This window comes from Mycolicibacterium aurum (assembly GCF_900637195.1).
GTDB classification, from domain to species: domain Bacteria; phylum Actinomycetota; class Actinomycetes; order Mycobacteriales; family Mycobacteriaceae; genus Mycobacterium; species Mycobacterium aurum.
In genome coordinates this window covers 3152062-3172510 of the sequence record NZ_LR134356.1, presented here as the reverse complement: position 1 = coordinate 3172510, position 20449 = coordinate 3152062, and the positions used below count along the sequence as shown (strand labels likewise).

Here is a 20449-nt window from a genome sequence, read left to right as displayed (position 1 = left end):
GTGTCGGTGTCGGGCAGAAGACCGAAAGGAGACAATGTGTGTCAACTGGTGATCGGAGCAGGTGTCGGCGATGAGTGAACCGGAAGCCGGCGGGCGGTCCCGCGCGCCGCGGGTGCTGTTCGTCTACTACTCCTACACCGGCCAGACCGAGAAGGTGCTCGACGCGGCCGCCGAGGCGTTTCGGCAGCGCGGCTGCGAAGTGCACACCGCGCCAATCGAGTTCATCGACCCGCAGTACTCCGAGCCGTTCACCCGGTTCCCGATGCGCAAGGTCTGGCCCGACATGTTCAGTGTTTTCAAGGCGCAGGGCAAGGGGGAGACAGGCGAGATCCGCACCCCGGACGCCGTCCGCGACGGGGAGTACGACCTGATCTGCCTCGGCTCGCCGACCTGGTGGAAGACCGTGAGCATGCCGATGCGGTCTTTCCTCGAATCCACCGAAGCCTCAGCACTGCTCAACGGAAAGCCGTTCGCCGTGATCACCGTGTGCCGCCGGTACTGGCGGGAGAACCACGAGGCGGTGCTCGAGCTCGCCACCAAGCAGGGCGGCCGTTTCGTCGACAGCATCCATTTCGGTTACCCGGGCGGGCAACTGCAGTCCATGCTGTCGCTGACCAGCTATCTCGGGTCCGGGGAGTATCGCGACAAATACCTGGGTGTGAAGATTCCGAAGACCAACATCAGTCCCGAACAGCTGGACCAGACGCGCACATTCGCGGCCAAGCTCGCCGATCGGCTGTTCGGTGCCCCGGCCGTTTGACGTTCGGACCGACTCGCCCGCAAGCGTCGAACAGATCCACCGGGCGTTCGGTGACGAGGCGTACTGGCACGCCCGGATCGACGAATTCGGAGGCGGCGCAACTACGTTGGATTACCTGACCGTCGACCCCGCCGGCGCGGTGGACGTCGCGACCACCCAGGATCTGCGCAACAACCTGCTGCCCGGACCGCTGGCGAAGGCGTTCCGCGGCGACGTGCAGGTGGTTCGCGCGGAGACGTGGCGCCGCGGCGGGGACACCGTGCACGGAGAGGTCACGATCACCGCATCCGGTGTCCCCGGCTCGGGCGTGGGAACGGCTGTGCTACAACCGGTTCCGGGCGGCTCTCGCCTGACGCTCGCCGGCACGCTGGAGATCAGGATCCCGCTGGTGGGGGGCAGGATCGAGCAGGCGATCGCCGACCAGATCGTGGCCGAATTGCCCCAACTTCAACGCTTCACCTCGGATTGGATTTCGCAGAATGGCTGACACGTCGGGTATCCCCACAGCCTCGGAAGCTCTGGCGCGATTGGACATGCCGCTGACCGAGGCCATGTTGACGCAGCGCGCCGTCCGGCGCGTCTACCCCGATCCGGTCGATGACGCCGTGGTGATGAAGTGCATCGAGATGGCGCTGCATGCACCCACCGGCGCCAACGGGCAGAACTGGGAGTTCATCGTCGTCAAGGACCTGGCGGTGAAGAAGAAGCTCGCCAAGAGGTATCGGCAGGCTTGGACCCTCTACTACCAGACGGTGATTCGGCGGGTGTCGAAGAAGGACCCGTCGATGGCCAAGACGGCCCGGGCGGTGCAGTGGCAGGTCGACCACTTCGCCGAGGTGCCGGTGCTGATCGTGGCGTGCCTGCGTCTGGGCGCCAAGGAGGGTCGCATCCCGCTGGTGCCGATGCCCCATGCGGCACTGTCGGGCTATTTCGGCTCGATCTATCCGAGCGTGCAGAACCTGCTGCTTGCGGCCAGGGCCATGGGGCTGGGCGCATCGCTGATCACACTGCCGCTGTGGAGCGTCAGTTCTACTCGGCGGACACTCGGTTTACCCATGTCGGTGACGCCGTGTTGCGTTGTGCCGCTGGGTTGGCCGCGCGGCCGCTACGGCCCGACCACCCGGAGGCCGGTGACCGAGGTCATGCACTTCAACACCTACGGCAACCGCCCCTGGATGGGCACCGGCAGCTAGCCGTCGACCGTCGTCACTCGCTGCTGCTGCTGCTGCCGCCGCTGCCGCCGCTGCCGCCGCTGCCGCTCGACGAGGAGCTGCCGATGTCTGACGACTTGTCGCGTGCACCGTCGTCGGCCTTGCGATGCTTGCCGCCCGTGGCGGCCCCACCCTTGGAGTCGGTCTTCGAGTCGTCTTTCGCGTCGGCTTTCGAATCGGCCTTCGAGTCGTCTTTCGCGTCGGCCTTCGAATCGGCCTTCGAGTCAGCCGCGGTGCCGGCGTCGTCCTTCACATCGGCCTTGTCTTCGGTGGCACCGGTGTCTTCGGCGTCCGGTGCGGCACTGGCGAATTTCTTCTTCAGCTCCGTCGTCACCGTTGTCACCAGATCCGGTGTCTCGGTCGTGCTGGACGCGGCCGGATCCGCATCGGTGGTCTGCGTCTGATCGGGTGCGTCGCCGGCCGGGGGAGTGGCGGCCGTGGTGAGCGTGCGCCACGTCGTGGTGGGGGACAGAGTCGACGCGGGGGCGGGCTCTGGCTGTGCGCTCGCGTCGGCAACGGATGTGTCGGCCACCAGTGCCAGCTGCGTCACATCTGGTTCGGCTTCGGGAGCTGTCTCCTCGACCGCCGGTGCGCGCAGGAAGTGCTTGACGAACGTCTCGATCTCGCGCACCGCGACCCAGGTCGGGAGATGGCCGGTGATCTGCAGTGCCGCACTGAAATTCGCGAACGCGGTGACGGCCTCCCACAACGTGGTGGTCCGGACTCCGGTGGGCTCTGCGATCAGGGAGTTCCAGACGGACTCGATGGGTTCTGCCGGATCCAGCTTGACGGTCTGGCCCGACCATTCGGTTTCGGCACCGCCGGTGGGGTTGATCACGGTCGGGAACGTGTAACCGTCCTCGTCGTAGAACTCGCTCATCGGGACCTTGAACATCCCGGCGAGCATCCCCGGCAGGTCGTCGCACTCGTAGGCGCAGCCCTCGTACATCGGCAGGTTCGCGGTGGCCCACCAATCAAGGTGTCGACCCCACGGCTCGGAGAAGGCCGGGAACGGGATCAGGGTGTTGATCGTCTCGCGGAACATCGCCGGGTTGGCCGGATCCCAGCCCCATACGTTGTTGGGCTGTTCCTCGTTCCAGCTACCGCTGATCGCCATCGCGGTGGCGAGTCGGTCCAGCGCGGCCACCATGTTCGCCGGGGCGCTGAGGGCCTGTTGGATCATGTTGATCGGCACGTACGCCAGCGACGACGCCGTCAGGCTCACGTCGGAGTCCACAACCCGCACAGACGGTGCGGGGGCATCGACCGGCATAACCGGGGAGACCGGCGAGACGGCGATGACGCTGGCCCCGACCAGGGCGATACCACTTGTGATGACGGGCTTGACTGCTACGTGCATGACACCAACTTTTCAGGACTTCTTCAGGCAGTTAAGAGAACGCTGCGATGACCTTACCTTGTTCGCGGACGGACAGGCCGTCCGTCCGGCAAACTTTTCCTCCGCGGACACCCGTCAACCGTGTGGATCGCCCGCTACTGACGCATCGCAGGCTGGGCGAGGCGCGTTACACGGCCCGCGTGCCGGGGCCGGCGACGTGCAGATTCCCGGCGCTAATTGACGTCTGCGCGAAATCTGATGCAGTAGCGCGTATTACGCACCGAATGCGCACCGATCTGGTCATTCGGCGACGGATTCCGGCGCTGGACGGGTCGAGGCGCAGCAACGGCGACCGACCGCCGGGGCTGCGACGGCACCGCGCCCCGATCGGTGGCAGATGGCAAACTCCGCGAACGGAGTGTCGACCCGCTAGAGCTTTTTGAGCCCGCGAAGCACGTTCGTATACGGCAACGTTGCCGCCGCACCCTTGCGCAGTTTCGGGTTCAGCTGGCTGCCGTTGATGACCAGCAGGTACCGCAGTCCGTGATCGCGCCAGTCGGCCACCTGGTCCAGGATTTCGGCGGCTGTCCCGTGGAAGCAGATCTCCTTCATCAGCGACGCCGGCACGCTCGCGGTATATTCCAGCGCTGCCTGCTGGTCGATCAGCTGCGGGACGAGATCCTGCACCCCGGAGAAGTCGGATCCGAGCGGATGCTCGACTCCGTGCCTGGCCCATGCTTCGGCCGGTGCGGCCAGCGCCACCGACTTGACGACCACGGAGTCCAGCGCCTCGTCGACGTCATCGCGGGTGCGGCCGGCCACCACGGTGCGGTTGACGGCGGGCGTGATCGACATCGGGTCACGCCCGTTGTCGGAGGCGGCGGTACGCACCGCGTCCAGCGCGCGTGCGTAGTCGGCGGGCCGGGAGATCACGAACGGGACCCAGCCGTCGGCGTAGCGGCCGGTGGCGCGCAGCATCCGCGGGCCGTGCGCCGCCACCCAGACCTCCGGCCATTTGCCCTTGTACGGCGGCAGGTCGAACACCGCGTGCCGCAGCGGGAAGTACGCCGAGTCCCGGGACACCGGTTCACCACCGGACTCCCAGAGGGCGCGGATGGTGGCCAGCGCCTCGACGAACCTGGCGACCGGTTTGCCCCACTCCACGCCGTAGGGCTCGTTGGCCTCGCGTTCGCCGACGCCGATCCCGAGGATGGCCCGGCCACGGGTCAGCAGATGCAGTGTCGAGGCGGCCTGCGCGGTGACCGCCGGATGGCGCCGGCTGGCGTCGGTGACGCAGACCCCGAATCGGAGGCGCCGCAGCCGGTTGCGGGCGGCCAGGTGGCCGAGCATGGTCCAGGGTTCGAGGATGGCGTCGACCTTCGGCACCAGATGCGCAGCAGCGCCCAGGTATTCCGGCGTCGCGATGGAGCGCGGCACCAGCGAGTTGATGTGGTCGCCCACCCAGAACGAGTCGGCGCCGGTGACAGATGCTGTGAGCATGCTCGCCGACGGCAGCAGCGTGGGTGAGATGCGGGTGTTCACAATCCCGTCGAGCAGTCCGAAGCGAAATGGAGCGAGCGCGGACCGCGATCGGTTGGTCATGGCAGGGACGGTACTACCGAGTGACGACGCCGCCAGAATGGTAGGTTGCTCGTGCTCGCTACCCCCATCGAAAAGGCCGTGCCACTCGCAATGCTCGAGGTGATCGACAAGGGATACGCGAGCGCACAACACCCGGCTCCGCTGCTGTTCGTGCACGGCGCCTGGCATGCCGCCTGGTGCTGGGATGAACATTTCCTGAACTATTTCGCCGACCGCGGTTATCGCGCACTCGCGGTGAGTCTGCGCGGTCACGGCGGCAGCACCACCAGCACACCGCTGCGGTCGTTGTCGATGGCCGATTACGTCGACGACATCGCAACGGCGGCTGCGGCCCTGCCGGTGGCGCCGGTCGTGGTGGGCCATTCGATGGGCGGGTTCCTCGTGCAGAAGTACCTGGAGGGCCGCGATGTCCCCGCCGGTGTGCTGATGGCCTCGGCGCCACCGCGCGGATACCTGGGATCAGGGATCCGGTGGCTGCGACGCCATCCCTGGCATTTCGTGAAGCTCTCCGTGACGGGCCGGTCGCTGGACTACGTCAACGCTCCGGAGCTGGTCAGAGAGCGGTTCTTCTCGGCGCACACGCCGGATGCGATCGTCGCCGCGTGCGCGGCCCGTCTGCAGGAGGAGAGCGCACGCTCGGGCCGCGACGGCCTGACCGCTCTTCCGCGACCGGACCGGGTGCGGGCCCCGATGCTGGTTCTCGGCGCTCTCGAAGACGGGATGGCGGTCACGCCGGCCGAGGTGCGCGCGACCGCCAGGGCGTATGGCACCGAGCCCACGTTCTTTCCCGGGATGGGGCACAGCATGATGCTGGAACCCGGCTGGGAAACCGTCGCCGAGCACATCGATTCCTGGCTGGTTGCCCGCGATCTGTGACAAATCCGTGATGCCGGTGCGACGTCTGTGACCTCACACGTCCGGTCCGTCCGGAGCTAATTGACGGCGCCAGCAAAACAGGGTGTAACGCGTTCTCGTCATGTAGCGATGTTGCTGGAAGGTGGAGGTGACTCTTCGCCCATCCGGCCGCGTGCGTACCAGTGACCGGCGCTGCCGCGCGCCGTCAGGCGCTATGTGGCCTAGTTAGCTGTACACGTTATAGCGGGGCTTTTGTGCAGGCAGTCTTGTTACTTGCTCGTCAATTTGCGATTGCCCCGCGTGGCAATTCGCCTTTTCGGCAAGTTGTTTGCCAGCAACCCTACGGCGGGCGATGGAGTGCGAATTCGTCGCCTTGCGACGCCCTTGGCGGTTTTCTCTGCGACCCGTCGGGCCTTGTTGGAATTTCGTCCAGCAATTCCTTGCGCTCGAGCAATATGTGATAATCTCCGCACACCTTTGCCGCCGTGATCGAATCGTCACCTCATTGCAACGACCTGGAAGGTTGGGACATGCACTCAGCGCTTCGCCCGTACGTAACGACGGGCCTCGCTCTAGTCGGGTCGAGCGTCATCGCGCTCGCACCCCTTGCGCCCCCGGCGCCGGCCCAGGGTGCGGCCATCGCAGCCAAGCAGGTCACTCAGGACGTCACGCTGAGCGCCACGGTCATCACGATCAACCCGTCGCCCGACGCCGTCGACATGAACGAGGCGCTGCAGGGCAAGTACTGCAACGACGCCAGCGGGAACACCTGCGTCGCCATGGATTACCTGCCTGTGTGGACCACGCCGGGTAACTTCGGCCTCGGTGTCGCGGCGCTGCGTCAGCAGCTGGCCGCCGCCGCCGCCACGGGCGAGGACGTCACGGTGTTCGGGTTCAGCGAGGGCGCGGTCGTCGCATCGCAGTGGCTCGAGTCCTATCTCAAGAACCCCGAAGGTGCGGTGATTCCGCAGAACCTCACCTTCGTCGTGATCGGCAACCCGAGCCGGCGTGCCGGTGGAGCGTCGGTGCCGTGGGGAACCGCGTGGCCCGACAGTCAGTTCAAGGTCATCGACGTCGCGCGGCAGTACGACCCGACCGCCGATGTGCACAACCCGCTGAATGCGCTGGCCACCCTCAACGCGACCATGGGGTTCTTCACCAACCACCTCGGCAACAGCTACAAGGATGTCGATCTCGACGACCCGGCGAACATCAAGTGGACCGAGGGCAACACCGAGTACGTCTTCGTCCCGGCCAAGACGCTGCCCCTGGTGGAGCCGCTGCGCTGGCTCGGCCTCGACAAGCTCGCCGATGATCTGACCGGCCCGCTGGCATACCTGATCGAGCAGGGCTATGACCGCGACGACCACATCAACCTGCCACCGCTGACCGGCGGCAGCGGCAATACCGCGAACCCCACGGCATCCAACCCGTTCTACGCGCCGATCAACATCCTCGAGACGATCGCCAACATCCCGTACTACGCCGTCCAGGGCACCAACCGTTTCGCCAACGCGATGCGCGCCAGCGGCAGCTGGTGGGTGTACACCCCGGTCAACGTGCTGGGCTGGGATCCTGCCAACCCGGAGATGACGCGGGCATTCGTCGACTTCCTGGTCGCGATCCCCTCGATCTCGGGCCCGATGGGCGAGATCGCCGACTACTGGGCGCGCGCCAACCTACCGATGAACGCGGGCTGCACCGGCTTCCCGCCGTGCCCCGACCCCTCGGCGATCACCGACCAGATGTTCAAGGTCATGCTGTGGGACCTGTTCAACCCTGAAGGCTTCACGTTCACCGACCCGATCACCCCGCAGTACAACCCGATCAGCGACGTGGAGGCCTACTGGGGCCAGGAGCTGGGCCTCACCGGCGACCCGGTCGAGTGGTACGGCGAGACCATCCACCTGGAGCCGTTCGCCGAGACCAAGTCGTTCTGGGAGCACCTGACCTCGACGCCGGAGGGCATCAAGACCCCGACGCTGCAGGAGCAGATCGACGCGTTCAAGAACCTGGCCGACGGCCTGACGACCACCTGGAACCCATTCGTGCCGAAGAGCTACGTCTGGAACCCGTCCATGACGCCGTTCGCCTACCTGGCCCGGCCGTTCGCCAAGCTGCTCTGCCCGAGCTGCAACGCTGTCGACCCGTTCATGCCGACCGACTGGAAGGTCGGCCGGGACATCTACCCCGGTGCGTACATCCCGCCGTCGGTCAAGGACCTGTACGACGCCGAGACGGGCAAGTACATCGGCCCCGCCGTCCCGGGTGTCACCGACGTCGTCGACGACAAGTACAACGAGGAGTCCGGCCTGGGTGCCCTGAACGGCGCCCAGACCGACGAGGACGCCGAGTCGGACTCGTCGGCCCTGCGCACCACGCTGGTCTCTGACACGACCGAGGACAGCACCGAGGAGTCGGCCGAGGACAAGGACGTCATCTCCACCGCGGTCCAGAACCTGCTGAGCAAGTTCGACAAGACGCCAGCCGAGGATAAGGAGACTCCTGCCGAGGAAACTCCTGCCGAGGAAACTCCTGCCGAGGAGACCCCCGCGGAGGAAACTCCTGCCGAGGAGACCCCTGCCGAGGAGACTCCTGCCGAGGAGACCCCCGCGGAGGAGACTCCCGCGGAGGAGACCCCGGCTGCGGAGACCCCGGCCGAGCCCAAGGACGACGCACCCGCGGCCGACGCCGACAAGCCCGCGACCGGGAGCAAGGGGTCCGGCGGGAAGCACCGCAAGTCGGACACCTCCGAGTCCGACACGGCTGCGTCCGACACGGCGAAGTCCGAATCGAAGTCTGAGGCCAAGTCCGAGTCGAAGTCTGAGACCAAGACCGAGTCGAAGTCCGACGACAAGAAGGACTCCTCCGCCAGCTCGTCGAGCGGAAGCTCAGGTAGCGGCGGCGGCAGCGCCGGTGAGTGAGAAGGGCCGTAGTATCGCCCCGTGAGTACGGAGCAGTTTGACGCCGTCATCGTCGGTGCGGGATTTGGCGGGATGGGCGCCGCGATCCAACTCAACAGGCTCGGGTATCAGAAGATCGCGATACTCGACCGTGAGGACGATCTCGGTGGGACGTGGCACGTCAACCGTTATCCAGGCCTGACGGTTGACGTCCCGTCCACCACGTATTCGTACTGGTTCGAGCCCAATCCGTATTGGTCACGGCTGTACGCGCCGGGCACCGAGCTCAAGTCATACGCCGAGCACGTGGCCGCCAAGTACGACTTGCGCCGCTACATGCGGTTCAACACCACCGTCGAGGGTGCGCGGTGGGACGAGGACGGGCGGGTCTGGCTGGTGTCGCTGGCCGGTGGTCAGACATTGCGCACGCAGTTCCTGATCCTGGCGACGGGATATCTGTGCCAGCCGAAGAAGCCGGACATCCCCGGCATCGACGACTTCGCCGGCACGGTGCTGCACGCCCAGGAGTGGGACGACGAGTACTCCCTGAAGGGTAAGCGGGCCGCGATCATCGGCACCGGATCGACCGGAGTGCAGCTCATTCCCAAGCTGGCCGACGACGTGTCCGAGCTCACCGTGTACCAGCGCACGCCCATCTGGGTCATGCCGAAGCTGGACTTCTCGTTCGGGCCCGCGGCGCAGCGGCTGTTCGCGAAAGTCCCTGCCACCCAACAATTCCTGCGGCTGTCCAGCGACATGTTCATGGACATCATGGTCACGATCGCGATGTGGAAGTTCCGGCAGTTCCGGCCCGTGAACACCGCGGCGGCACGCATCGGTGCGCTGCACCGGTTCCTCGCCATCCGGGACAAGGGGTTGCGCCGCAAGCTCACCCCGAACTACGACTTCGGATGCAAGCGTCCGACGCTGTCGAATTCGTACTACCGGACGTTCAACAAGCCGCACGTGCATCTGGAGACCGCGGGTATCGAACGCATCGACCCGGACGGCATTGTGGCGAAGGACGGGTCGAAGCGCACCATCGACACCCTGGTCCTGGCGACCGGGTTCGATGTGTGGGAGTCCAACCTGCCGGCCATCCCGGTGATCGGCCGGGACGGCCGTGACCTGGGTAAGTGGTGGCGGGAGAACAAGTTCCAGGCATACGAAGGTCTGTCGGTTCCGCTGTTCCCGAACATGCTCACGCAGGCGAGCCCGTACGCGTGGGTGGGCATGTCCTGGTTCGACACCGTCGAATATCAGATGCGGCACATGAAGCGGTTGTTCGGCGAGCTGCAGCGGCGCGGCGCAGACACGTTCGAGGTCACTGAGGAGGCCAACGCCCGGTTCCTCCACCAGATGGAGACCCTGTTGGACGATTCGGTCTTCCGGCTCGGCGACTGCGCCAACTCCCGCTCGTACTGGTTCAACAGTTCCGGGGAAGCACCGCTTTTCCGTCCGCAGTCGATCCGCCACGCAGTCAAGGAGCAGGAGCGCTTCCCGCTCAGCGACTACGCCATCGCCTGACCACATTCATCGACAAGGGGTGACGACATGGCTACGGCCACCACCGATCCCGTGCGGCTGCCGCCCGGCCCGCGGATTCCGAAGCTGATCCAGGGTGGCGCCGTGCTGGCGTTCCGCTACGGCTCGGTCGCAGCTCTGGGCCGGCGCTACGGTTCGACCTTCACGCTGCAGCTTCCCGTCTTCGGGGAGACGGTCGTGATCAGTGATCCGGTTCTGGTCAAGGACCTGTTCAGCACCAGCCGCGATCTCGTCGGCCGCCCACAGAACAACCTCGGTGGTGACGTACTCGGGCCCGGTTCGATCTTCAACCTCGAAGGCGACGAGCTGCTCGCCCGCCGCAAGCTCCTGCTGCCGCCCTTCAACGGTAAGAACATGCGCGCTTACGAGGACATCACCGAGCAGGAGGTGATGCGCGAGATGCAGTCCTGGCCCGAGGGAGTCGAGTTCGAGACCCTTGAGCCGATGATGCGCATCACGCTGAACACCATCCTGCGCGCGGTGTTCGGCGCCGAGGGCGACGAGCTCGACGAGCTCCGGGTCGTCATCCCTGCCGCCGTCGAGTTCGGTTCGAAGATCGCGCTGATGCCGTCGGTGGTGCGCCGCGACGTCGGCGCGTGGAGCCCCGGCGGGAAGTTCGCCCGGTACCGGAGCCGGATGGATGAGATCTGCACATCACTGATCGCCGACGCCCGCGCCGATCCGAATTTCGCGGACCGCGGCGATGTGCTGTCCCTGCTGCTGCAGGCACGCTACGACGACGGCGAGCCTTTGCCGGACTCCTACGTCATCGATGAACTGCTGACCATGCTGGTGGCCGGCCACGAGACCACCTCGACACAGCTGGCCTGGACGATCGAGCGGATCCGGCGACACCCCGATCTGTTGGCTCGGCTGTCCGATGAGGTCGACGCGGGCGGCTCCGAGTTGATGACAGCCACGATCGCCGAATCGCAGCGCACCCGGCCCGTGCTGACGGCGGCGCTTCGGCGGGCACGCACCCGGATACGTCTGGGGGAGTGGGTGATCCCGGAAGGGGACACCATTCTCGCCAGCACCCAGCTGGCGATGGCGTCCGAGCAGAGTTTCCCGGATGCCGACACATTCAACCCCGACCGCTTCGTCGGTAACCCGCCGAACCCGTTCGCGTGGATTCCGTTCGGCGGCGGCATGATGCGCTGCATCGGAGCGTCGTTCGCGACCATGGAAATGGACGTCACACTCCGGACGATGCTGCGCGAGTTCCGGCTGGAGCCGACGAGCAAGCCGGATGAGAAGCCGCACAGCCGCGGTGTCACGGTGACACCGGGCCAGGGTGGACGGGCCGTCGTTCACCGCCGGAAGAACAGTCAGCGCAGCGCCGATTCCGTGTCAGCCGCCGAGAGCAGCAGCTAGAAGCGGTACTGCAGGACTCGTGCCTTGCGGGCGACGGACGGCACCCGGTGCGAGAGTCGGCCGGCGATCCGCAGGCCCCTCGGGAACAACGCGGCCTCCGGCCGGTGCATGGCGCTGGCCTCGTCGACAAGCCGCAGGTCGCTGTTCCACGACTCGGGTTGCCTCGCGTCCTTGAACCCGGGAAAGTTCCACTGCCGGTGCGGTGAGTTCGCCGTGCGCGATGTGGTCAACCGCCCGATGAATTGATTCGCCTTGCTGACCCGTCCGTAGTCGTTGAAAGCAATCACGCCCGACACGAAATGGCTTGTGATTGTGCGCAATATGGCGATCACCGCCTCCTCGTCGAGGAAGGCGAACAGGCCGTCGGCGAATACCATCGCCGGACGGTCGCCGGGGATGGCGCCGACCCACGACGGCTCCAGAACGGTGGCGGCCAGCGAGTGGGCGCCGTCGCGCGACGGCAGTAACGCCTCTCGCAGCGCGATCACGGCAGGCAGGTCGACACTGAACCACTGCACCGATGCCGGTGGATCGACGCGGAACACCGCACTGCTGAATCCGGCGCCGATGTCGACGACCACCCCGCCAGGATGCTCGGCGACAAACGCCGCGATCCTCTCGTCGATCATCTTGGCGCGCAACGCCACCAGCGCCACCACGCTGGGGGTCGCGCCGAGTCCGGCGAAGTCGTAGTCGAGCTGGCCGACCGTGGCGCCGGCCAGTGGATCGGCCAGGATCGCGCGAGACGACCTGGCGTCGACGGCTCGGCAGTACTCGGTCAGCAGTGCGGTGCTTTCGATGGCGGTGAGGCCGCTGACGTCCATGCCGCCAGCCAAGCACACCGCTACTCGGCGCCGCCCGGGGAGTCTCCGTTGCTGCCGCGGGTCTTCACTGCTCCTGCGTCGGTGTCCTTGTCGGCACCGCTGTCGCCGTCCTTGTCCGAGGCGTTCCCGGTGTCGCCGTCGGCATCCCTGCCTGTGTCGGTGTCGGCGTCCTTATCGGCATCGGCATCGGCCTCGGCGTCGGCCAGATCCTTCGACTCGTCGTCGGTGTCGGCATCGACGTCCTCGGTGCCGTCCGACCCGCGATTGTCGAGATCCGCCGCTTCCGGGGACGGCGTGACATCGGCGGCATCCTCATCGATGACCTCGCCGGGTGACACCTCGGTTCCCGTGTCTGCGGTGCCTGCCGACACGGTGCGTGCCATCGTGAGCGCCTGTGGCACTTCGGGTTCCGGCTCGACGACCGGGGGCAGCCCCGGCTGAGCCGGAAGATAGGAGCGGTCGTAGGCGCGATCCACGATCTCCTTCAACGGTGCGTTGAGGGCATCGGCCACAAAGCCCAAACCGAACCAGCGAAGCGGTGCCAGCAACGGGAGATTCTTGGTCGGAACGAAGACGTAGGTGGTGTTGCCCTCGGTCCACACGTAGTTGGCTTCGCTGTAGATGTCGACGGCTTCGTAGTCCTGGTGGGTGGTGAAGAACGCCATGTTGGCGTTCATCATGGCCAGCCAGTTGCGTCGGTCGTCCGGGAAGTCGGACGCCAGGTCGTACTCCTGGGAGACGTCGATCACGGCATAGTCGCTGTCCGGGAACGTGTAGTCCCAATCGCGATCTGAGCCACCATATTTGCGGCTGGGATTGCCCATCAGGACGAAGCTGAGGTCGGCGGCTGTCGGCGCGCCCTCGGTGTTCCCGTTCTCCTTCAGCCACCGAGCGGCCACTCGGGCGCCCTGACTGTAGGCGAAGATGATCTGCCTGCCCGTCGACCCGTCGCGAACCGCGGTGTTCAGGATGGCGACGGCCTCAGTGTCGGAGAGGCGCGAGTAGACGACGTCCTGACATGTCCGTGGTGCCTGGCACATCACGCCGCTGAGGTCATCGTTGTTGCCCCCCGGCAACAGGCTCAGCGTCAGTACCCGGGTGGGTTCGGTAGGGAAATAGCTGAAGTCCGCGGCGACGGCTGTGGCCGTATAGCCGCTCACCGGAAGCGCGATCAACGGAATGGCCGCTGCGGCCGCGGCCGCCAGAGTCACCGACCGCCGTTTGCGACCCGTTGTACGGTTTGCTCCCCTAGCCATTGAACCCCCAAGAAATCACACGACAACACCGTTTGCTGCCCACCACAGCGTACGCGTGTTTGCCGGGTCGGAGGAGCTTTTATCTTCGGTGTTTCATATTCGCCGCGCCACGCGATTCGGGCACTTCACCGCGTCGGCCCTGGCCTCGACCCTGCGGGCGGACCATCTGGAACAGGTTTGCTGCTCAGGCAGAGCGGGTCATTGGACGCGGCCTGCCACAAAGTTCGCTGCTTCCTCAACCATCCCGTTCTTGATGTAGGCGAAATGCGCGGGAAAGTTGAAGCCGGACGAGCAGAACGGGTCGTCGAGACTGCACAGGTCGATCGACTTCCCGCCGTAGGCACCGCTCATCTGCGGAAGCGGGCCGCCACCGGCGATGTCGCGCAACGGGTTGCCGAAGACGGCGACAGCCGAGACGTGATCGGCGAGATGGGGAGGCATCGGCGTCGGGGTGAACCGGCCGAGGGGGCGAGGATCGACGGTGATCAGGTCGATCACACCTGCGCCCTGCGAATTACCTCCGAGAACGAGCTTGGTGTCGGGGCAATTGTCGGCCATCCACTGCACTCGGGCCGTGGCATCGGCGGCACCCATCGGGGCCGACTCGTCGAAGTCGAAGCTCGCCGGATAGTTCACGCCGTACGCCCCCACCGAGCGGCCCCCGACCTTGCCCCGGAGCGATTCGACGAACCCCTCTCCGAGCCATCCCAGACCGGGGGGCGCCCCGGTTCCGCGCGCGAAGATCACCTCGATGTCCGGACACGGCTGCGCGGCGGCCGACGGCAACCCCAGAGACATCTGCATCGTCGCGGCCATTGTCAGGGCCGCCGCGCCCAGGGAACCCAGAATCCGCTTTACCAGCATGAATCCATGCTGACACATCGCTGTGAGTGCATGCAGAAACTAGGGCGTGACCTGCACGTTCACGCGATGATGTAATCGCTGAGCGGGAAGTTGTCGTTCTCCCGATTGGTCTGGTTGGTCGACGCAGGCCGGACGAGCGTCTCACCGCTGGGACTGAAGTAGTAGGACCGGGACCCGGCGCAGTCGCCGAGGCCGAATACCGTCTTGCCCAAGAGCTTCGACATCCGTGCCCGGAACTGTGCGTTGGCTTCGGGAGTGACCTCGAACGTGGTGGCCTTGCGCCGTTGCACTTCGCCGAACAGCCGGTCCATGTGTCGCATCTGGTACTCGACGGTGTTGAAGAACGACAGGCCGCTGGACGCGTACGGGCCGGCCAGGCTCAGGAAGTTCGGGAAGGCGGGCACCGACACCCCCTGATAGGCCTGGAAGCCGTTGTCGCGCCACCATTTCCCGAGATTGCGTGCGTCACGGCCGATGATTTCGATCGCCGGGATGTTGGCCTCCCACAGATCGAAGCCGGTGCACAGGACCAGCGTGTCGATCTGCGTCTTCGTGCCGTCGCAGGCCACGATGCCGTCCGCTTCCACCCGTTCGATGCCCGAAGACTGCAGGTGCACGTGCGGTTTGGTGAACGTGCGGTAGTACGAGTTCGAGTAGGTCGGCCGCTTGCAGCCGAATTCGTACTTCGGTGTCAGCTGGCGACGCAGGGACCTGTCCCGGATAGAGACGAACCGCAGCGCGCGCGAGGTGTAGTCGGCGACGGTGTTGAGCTGTCGAAAGTGCTTGAAGTTCAACACGGACAGGATCATCATCGCTTCGAGGTTGGCGTCGGTGGTCCATCGGACGGCGCGCTGGAAGAGCGGCACCCGGGCGAACAACCGCCGGACGAACTCCGGGATGGGGAAGTCGATCTTGGGCACGACGTGGATCGGTGTGCGCTGATACACCGTGAGGCTGGCGGCCTGCTTCTCGAGCTGCGGAATGAGCTGCACGGCAGTGGCACCCGTGCCGATCAGCCCGATCCGGTCGCCGGCGGGGGAGTAGTCGTCATCCCAGTCCATGCTGTGGACGATGCGGCCGGCGAAGTCCTCGATGCCGGGGATGTCGGGTTTGCGCGGCTGCGAAAGGTAGCCGGTGGCGGTGATCAGGAAGCGCGCGGTGACCGTTTCACCGCCGGACAGCGCGACGTGCCAGCTCTGGGCGTCGTCGTCCCAATGTGCACCGTCGACCGGGGCGTTGAACCGCATGTGCCTGCGCACGTCGTACTTGTCGGCGACGTGGTCGGCGTACTGCTTGAGTTCGGAACCCGGCGCATACAGCCGTGACCAGTACGGATTCGGTTCGAACCAGTACGAGTACGTGGGTGACGGGATGTCGACCGCCAGGCCCGGATAGTGGTTGACGTGCCAGGTCCCGCCCAGATCATCCTCTCTGTCGAGGATGAGGATGCTCTCGTATCCCATTTTCTTGAGCTGGATGGCGGCCCCCATACCGCCGAAGCCAGCGCCTACGACTATGACGTCGTACTGCGGATCAACCATGGACACCAACGCTACCTCACAGCAAATCGATTACCGGCCACGCAATCTTAGGCCGACAACTTCGGGACCGCCTGGCACGACGTGCCACGAGACACCACGAAGCCCCGGCGAATGCCGGGGCTTCGGGCGGGCGTCCTACGTCGGCGGCCTCGAGCTCGGGGAGGGCTACTCCGAGGAGCCGGAGTCAGACGACCCAGATCCATCGGACGACGCGTCTGCCGACGAGCCGGAATCCGTGGAGTCCTTCGACTTCGTGGAGTCCGTGGATTCCGTCGCGTCCGTGGCGTCATCCGCGTCCTTGGCGGCATCGGCGTCGGCCTTGGCGTCATCCGCGTCCGCGGCGTCGGCTTCGTCGTCGGCGGCCGATGACTCCTCGGAGTCATCCGTCGAGGACACCTCATCGCTGTCGGTGTCGACCGCGGTGGATGCGCCCCGCGACTTGGTCGGTGCCGGCCCCTCGTCGGCATCGACAGTCGTCTCGGATGCGTCGTCAACCTCCGGAGTCTCCACCGTGGAGGAAGCCTGCTCCACGCTGTCCTGGACGTCCGCCGTCGCGGCGAACGAGCGCGCGACACTGGTGGTCGTCGTGCGGTCGTCGTTGCGCGAATACGCCGCATCGATCTTGGCCTTCAGTTCGGCCTCGCGAGGCTTCAGGAAGGGCAGCAGCTGGACGATCGGCAGCGTCTTGGTGGGAACGAGGTAGGTGGTGGTCACACCACCCTTGCTGTTCGTCACGACGGTGATGTTCTCGTCGGGCGTGACGGCCGCGTAATCGGAGAACATCATCGGCACGTGGACGTAGATTCCGCCGGCGATGGCGTTCATGACGGCCAGGAAGTTCCACCAGCGGTCCGGCATGTCGGCCGCTCCGTCGTATTCACCGGTGACGACGTCGATGTCGTAGGCGGTCTCCGGTGCAGGCTGGTAGGTGTAGTCGTACTTCGGGTTGTACTTGCTGCCGCCCTCGATCAGCTTCTGCCGGCTGGAGTCGGCCACGAGGATGAACTTCACCTGGTCCTTCCCCGGCGCGTCCGGGTCGGCTGCCAGTACCCGCATGAAGTCGTTGACCACCAGCGAACCAGCTGAGAACCCGACGACGGTGAACTGCTCGCCGGGGGCCAAGCGGGCGTACGCGTCGTCGAAGTGGGTGCCCAGGTTCGTGATACCCACCTTGATCGACTGCCCCAGGGTCAGTTTGCCCGTTCCGGGGGAATTGGCCTGTGCAGGCCACTCGACGCCGTCGAGGATGTCGTTCTCCCTGGCCAACTTGCCGCCGAGCAACGGGGAAATCACGACCTCGTGCATGTCGGGCGTTCCGAGGCCGCCGATGGCGACGGCGGTCGTGACGGCACCGGCCCCTGTGGCGGTGGTCAGCGCAACCGCTGCCGAGGCAAAGGCGGCGCCGCAGGCAACACTGGCTTTTCGAATGCTCCTACGCATGATGATCTCCCCGATGCGAACTAGTTAACTCCTACGCCGTAGCGGCGCGACATGAGCATATTGCGACACCGTCAACCTTTGCGTAGCAAAATAGAAGTATTTCTAATCTGTGTGATCGTGGCAAAGGGCATTTATATTGCTGAAATAGGTTGCGCGCGGAATCTCTACGGCAGTAGAGAATGCTGCTAGCTGGCGTTGTTGAGTTACTGAGAACCGCATCTACCTGCGATAAAACCAGCTCAGAGTGTTGCCTTTTCGTTCGGCGAGGTGGCTGAATTCGGCGACAGGCGTGAAATACATTTGTGTAATTTATGATCTTGTGGACAGTTGTACGGCTTGGTATTCCATAGCTAATCCGCAGTCGGCTAAAAAAAGTGCTTGGTCTGTACCACCGCCGTCAGCACACCTTTAACTCGCGGGAACCGACAGTTGAACAATGCGCAATCGTGATTGCCCGGCTGCCGGCTCGTGATCGGCTGCCTGCAGCGCATAACTGACTCCCGGGTAAGGAAGAGAATCGCGCAGAGCAAACCAGGATTCCAAGGTCGACACCTGCCGTGGCAGCGCTGGTGTCACGGTCGGATCGGACTCGGCCGCGGCGGGCGGGCACTGCGCGGATTCAGGCGACGGACGATCCGGCGGCGGGCCGGTGGACGCCCCCGTGGTGAGCGAATACCGTTGTTCTGCTTGGACGTTGACTCGACACGTCGCTGAAGCCGGGTGACCTTCGCGGCACCGGGGCGTGGCGGCTATCCTTCGCGGATGGCATCCAGAGGCATCACCGAACTGTCCGGAAAGGTCGCATTCATCACCGGCGGCGCGTCAGGCATCGGGGCTGCCCTGGCGGCGAAGCTGGCCTCTGCCGGCGCACACGTGTGGATCGCCGACCGCCAGGTCGACGCCGCCCGGGCCCTCGCGGATCAACTGGGTGCGGCAGCCCACGCCGTCGAACTCGACGTGCGGGACCCCGACGCTTTCAGCGAAGCGATCGGCCGGACCGTCCAGACGGACGGGCGCATCGACTATCTGTTCAACAACGCCGGCATCGGGATCGGTGGGGAGGTCGACACCCTCACCCTCGATGACTGGACGGATGTCATCGACGTCAATCTGCGCGGCGTGATCCACGGCGTGCGGGCCGCCTACCCGGTGATGATCGCGCAGGGCAGTGGCCACATCGTCAACACCGCGTCCATGGCAGGCCTCATCACCACCTCCGCCCAGGCCGGCTACTCGGCGACCAAGCACGCGGTGGTCGCGCTGTCGAAGACGATGCGGGTGGAGGGCGCCACGCACGGTGTGCGGGTCTCTGTCCTGTGCCCCGGTGTGGTGCGCACACCGATCCTCACCGGTGGCGAGTACGGACGGAACAAGACGGTCAGCCGCGAGGATCAGCTGAAGCTGGGTGAGGCGCTGCGGCCGATGGACGCAGACGTGTTCGCCGACAAGGCATTACACGCGGTGCTCCGCAACCAGGCGATCATCGTGGTGCCGCGCTGGTGGAAGGCGCTGTGGTATCTGGAACGGCTTTCGCCCGCGCTGTCGATGCGAACGTCCGCGGCCGCGCTGTCGCGCACCCGTCAGGTGCAGTCAGCCGTGCCGCTGCAGTAGCCGGGCCTCCCGGCGCGGACTGAGTGCGGTCTTGCCGATGTCCCCGTTGTAGTGGGCCAGCACCCGCCGATCCATCACCCGGCGCCACAGTGGCGGGAACAGCGCCAGCAGCACCATCGTCGCGTAGCCCGACGGCAGCTGAGGGGCTTCGTCGGCGTGGCAGAGCGCCTGGTACCGCCGGTGCGGGTTCGCGTGGTGATCGGAATGCCGCTGCAGGTGGAACAGGAACACGTTCGAGATCACCGAGTTGCTGTTCCAGCTGTGCGCCGCGCGGACCTGCTCATAGTTGCCGTCCGCACGCCGTTGCCGCCGAAGTCCGTAATGCTCCAGGTAATTGATCGATTCCAGCAGGCAGATGCCGACCACCGCCTGGCCGACGAGCCAGATCAGCACATCGACGCCGAACACCGCGACCAGGACCGCGAACAGGATTGCGGTCATCAGCCACGAATTCAGCACGTCGTTGCGCAGCGTCCAGGGGGAGCGCCCCCGGCGGCTGAGGCGTCTGCGCTCGATGCGCCATGCCGAGCGCAGGCTGCCCCAGAACGAGCGGAACTGAAACGCGTAGAGGCTCTCGCCGAAACGGGCGCTGGCCGGATCCTCGGGGGTGGCGACGCGCGCGTGATGGCCGCGGTTATGCTCGACGAAGAAGTGGCCGTATCCGGACTGTGCCAAAGCGACCTTGCTGAGCCAGCGTTCCGACTGAGCGCGCTGGTGGCCGAGTTCGTGGGCGGTGTTGATCGCCACTCCTGCCACACCGCCGACGGTGAGCATGAGACCGAACTTGTCGGGTTCGGTCATCGTGACCCCGCCGCCACCGCTCCACAGCCAGCACGCCAGGGCCAGGGACACGTACTGGGCGGGCAGGTAGCCGTATGTCGCCCACCGGTAGTACTTGTCGTCCTCCAGCCAGCTCAGCGCACTGTCGGGCGGATTGTCGGCGTCGGGGCCCACGAGATGGTCCAGTACCGGGATCACGAGGAACATCAGCAGCGGCCCGGACCACCAGAACAGTCCGCACTCGGTCAGCGCCGCGGCGGCCCACGACATCGGAACCAGCGTGGGGATGATCAACCCGAGCAGCCACACATAGCGCTTCCTGTCACGCCAGGCGTGAGCAACGCCTGGCGTTCGAGTTTCCTGTCCACGTCTCTGGTGCTGGATCAGCATCGTTCGATGAGTCCCCCCCTTAGCCGAACGGTTCTTCGATCATCGCAGCCCCGAGCGACGATTCGGTAACGCCGTCATACCATTGCAGCGCGCCACGAGCAATCTTTGCAGCGAAGTGACTTCACGCGCCGTACCGCCGCGTCCGCTCTGCCAT

General features: G+C 65.7%; 16 protein-coding genes. 8 read left to right on the top strand and 8 right to left on the bottom strand.

Going from position 1 to position 20449, the window contains the following annotated elements; genetic code table 11:
* The first annotated feature begins 70 nt into the window (after positions 1-70).
* The 3 genes from EL337_RS14975 to EL337_RS14965 are packed head-to-tail and all read left to right on the top strand — an operon-like array spanning position 71 to position 1953.
* Positions 71-760, top strand: coding sequence for a flavodoxin family protein (locus tag EL337_RS14975; protein ID WP_048631087.1), 690 nt, complete (start codon positions 71-73; stop codon positions 758-760).
* A complete protein-coding gene (locus tag EL337_RS14970) occupies positions 744-1247 on the top strand; it encodes a DUF2505 domain-containing protein (RefSeq protein ID WP_048631086.1) in 504 nt (167 codons plus the stop codon). The genes EL337_RS14975 and EL337_RS14970 overlap by 17 nt, the downstream gene beginning before the upstream one ends.
* Entirely contained in the window at positions 1240-1953 is a 714-nt protein-coding gene (locus EL337_RS14965) for a nitroreductase family protein (protein ID WP_048631085.1), read from the top strand. The genes EL337_RS14970 and EL337_RS14965 overlap by 8 nt, the downstream gene beginning before the upstream one ends.
* 13 nt (positions 1954-1966) lie before the next feature.
* On the opposite strand, the gene EL337_RS14960 is transcribed toward EL337_RS14965, so the two are convergent.
* Entirely contained in the window at positions 1967-3331 is a 1365-nt protein-coding gene (locus EL337_RS14960) for a hypothetical protein (protein WP_048631084.1), read from the bottom strand.
* Between the two features lie 408 nt (positions 3332-3739).
* On the bottom strand, positions 3740-4912 hold the full coding sequence (locus tag EL337_RS14955; RefSeq protein WP_048631083.1) for an LLM class flavin-dependent oxidoreductase: 1173 nt from the start codon (positions 4910-4912) through the stop codon (positions 3740-3742).
* Positions 4913-5002: 90 nt separating this feature from the next.
* On the opposite strand from EL337_RS14955, the gene EL337_RS14950 reads away from it, so the two are divergent.
* From EL337_RS14950 to EL337_RS14935, 4 genes are all read left to right on the top strand, one after another.
* A complete protein-coding gene (locus EL337_RS14950) occupies positions 5003-5788 on the top strand; it encodes an alpha/beta hydrolase (protein ID WP_048631082.1) in 786 nt (261 codons plus the stop codon).
* A 509-nt stretch (positions 5789-6297) separates the two neighbouring features.
* Positions 6298-8691, top strand: a complete 2394-nt coding sequence (locus EL337_RS14945) for a PE-PPE domain-containing protein (RefSeq protein ID WP_048631270.1) — start codon at positions 6298-6300, stop codon at positions 8689-8691.
* Positions 8692-8712: 21 nt separating this feature from the next.
* Entirely contained in the window at positions 8713-10197 is a 1485-nt protein-coding gene (locus EL337_RS14940; protein WP_083442981.1) for a flavin-containing monooxygenase, read from the top strand.
* A 27-nt stretch (positions 10198-10224) separates the two neighbouring features.
* Positions 10225-11589 carry a cytochrome P450 gene (locus EL337_RS14935; protein ID WP_048631080.1) on the top strand — a complete coding sequence of 455 codons (1365 nt, stop codon included), beginning with the start codon at positions 10225-10227 and terminating at the stop codon, positions 11587-11589.
* On the opposite strand, the gene EL337_RS14930 is transcribed toward EL337_RS14935, so the two are convergent.
* The 5 genes from EL337_RS14930 to EL337_RS14910 all read right to left on the bottom strand — a co-directional run bounded on the left by EL337_RS14930 (position 11586) and on the right by EL337_RS14910 (position 17514).
* Positions 11586-12413, bottom strand: a complete 828-nt coding sequence (locus tag EL337_RS14930; protein WP_048631079.1) for a class I SAM-dependent methyltransferase — start codon at positions 12411-12413, stop codon at positions 11586-11588. The genes EL337_RS14935 and EL337_RS14930 overlap by 4 nt on opposite strands.
* A gap of 20 nt (positions 12414-12433) precedes the next feature.
* Entirely contained in the window at positions 12434-13624 is a 1191-nt protein-coding gene (locus tag EL337_RS14925; protein WP_232786731.1) for a PE-PPE domain-containing protein, read from the bottom strand.
* Positions 13625-13867: 243 nt separating this feature from the next.
* Positions 13868-14533 (bottom strand): cutinase family protein, encoded by a 666-nt coding sequence (locus tag EL337_RS14920; RefSeq protein ID WP_048631077.1) that lies wholly within the window; start codon positions 14531-14533, stop codon positions 13868-13870.
* A gap of 59 nt (positions 14534-14592) precedes the next feature.
* Entirely contained in the window at positions 14593-16074 is a 1482-nt protein-coding gene (locus tag EL337_RS14915) for a flavin-containing monooxygenase (RefSeq protein ID WP_048631076.1), read from the bottom strand.
* 165 nt (positions 16075-16239) lie between these two features.
* The gene (locus tag EL337_RS14910) at positions 16240-17514 is read right to left on the bottom strand and encodes a PE-PPE domain-containing protein (protein ID WP_048631075.1); all 1275 of its coding nucleotides are present in this window, start codon (positions 17512-17514) and stop codon (positions 16240-16242) included.
* A gap of 762 nt (positions 17515-18276) precedes the next feature.
* On the opposite strand from EL337_RS14910, the gene EL337_RS14905 reads away from it, so the two are divergent.
* Positions 18277-19125, top strand: a complete 849-nt coding sequence (locus tag EL337_RS14905; protein ID WP_048631269.1) for an SDR family oxidoreductase — start codon at positions 18277-18279, stop codon at positions 19123-19125.
* Here EL337_RS14905 and EL337_RS14900 read toward each other — a convergent pair.
* A complete protein-coding gene (locus EL337_RS14900) occupies positions 19105-20295 on the bottom strand; it encodes an alkane 1-monooxygenase (protein ID WP_048631074.1) in 1191 nt (396 codons plus the stop codon). The genes EL337_RS14905 and EL337_RS14900 overlap by 21 nt on opposite strands.
* Positions 20296-20449: the final 154 nt, after the last annotated feature.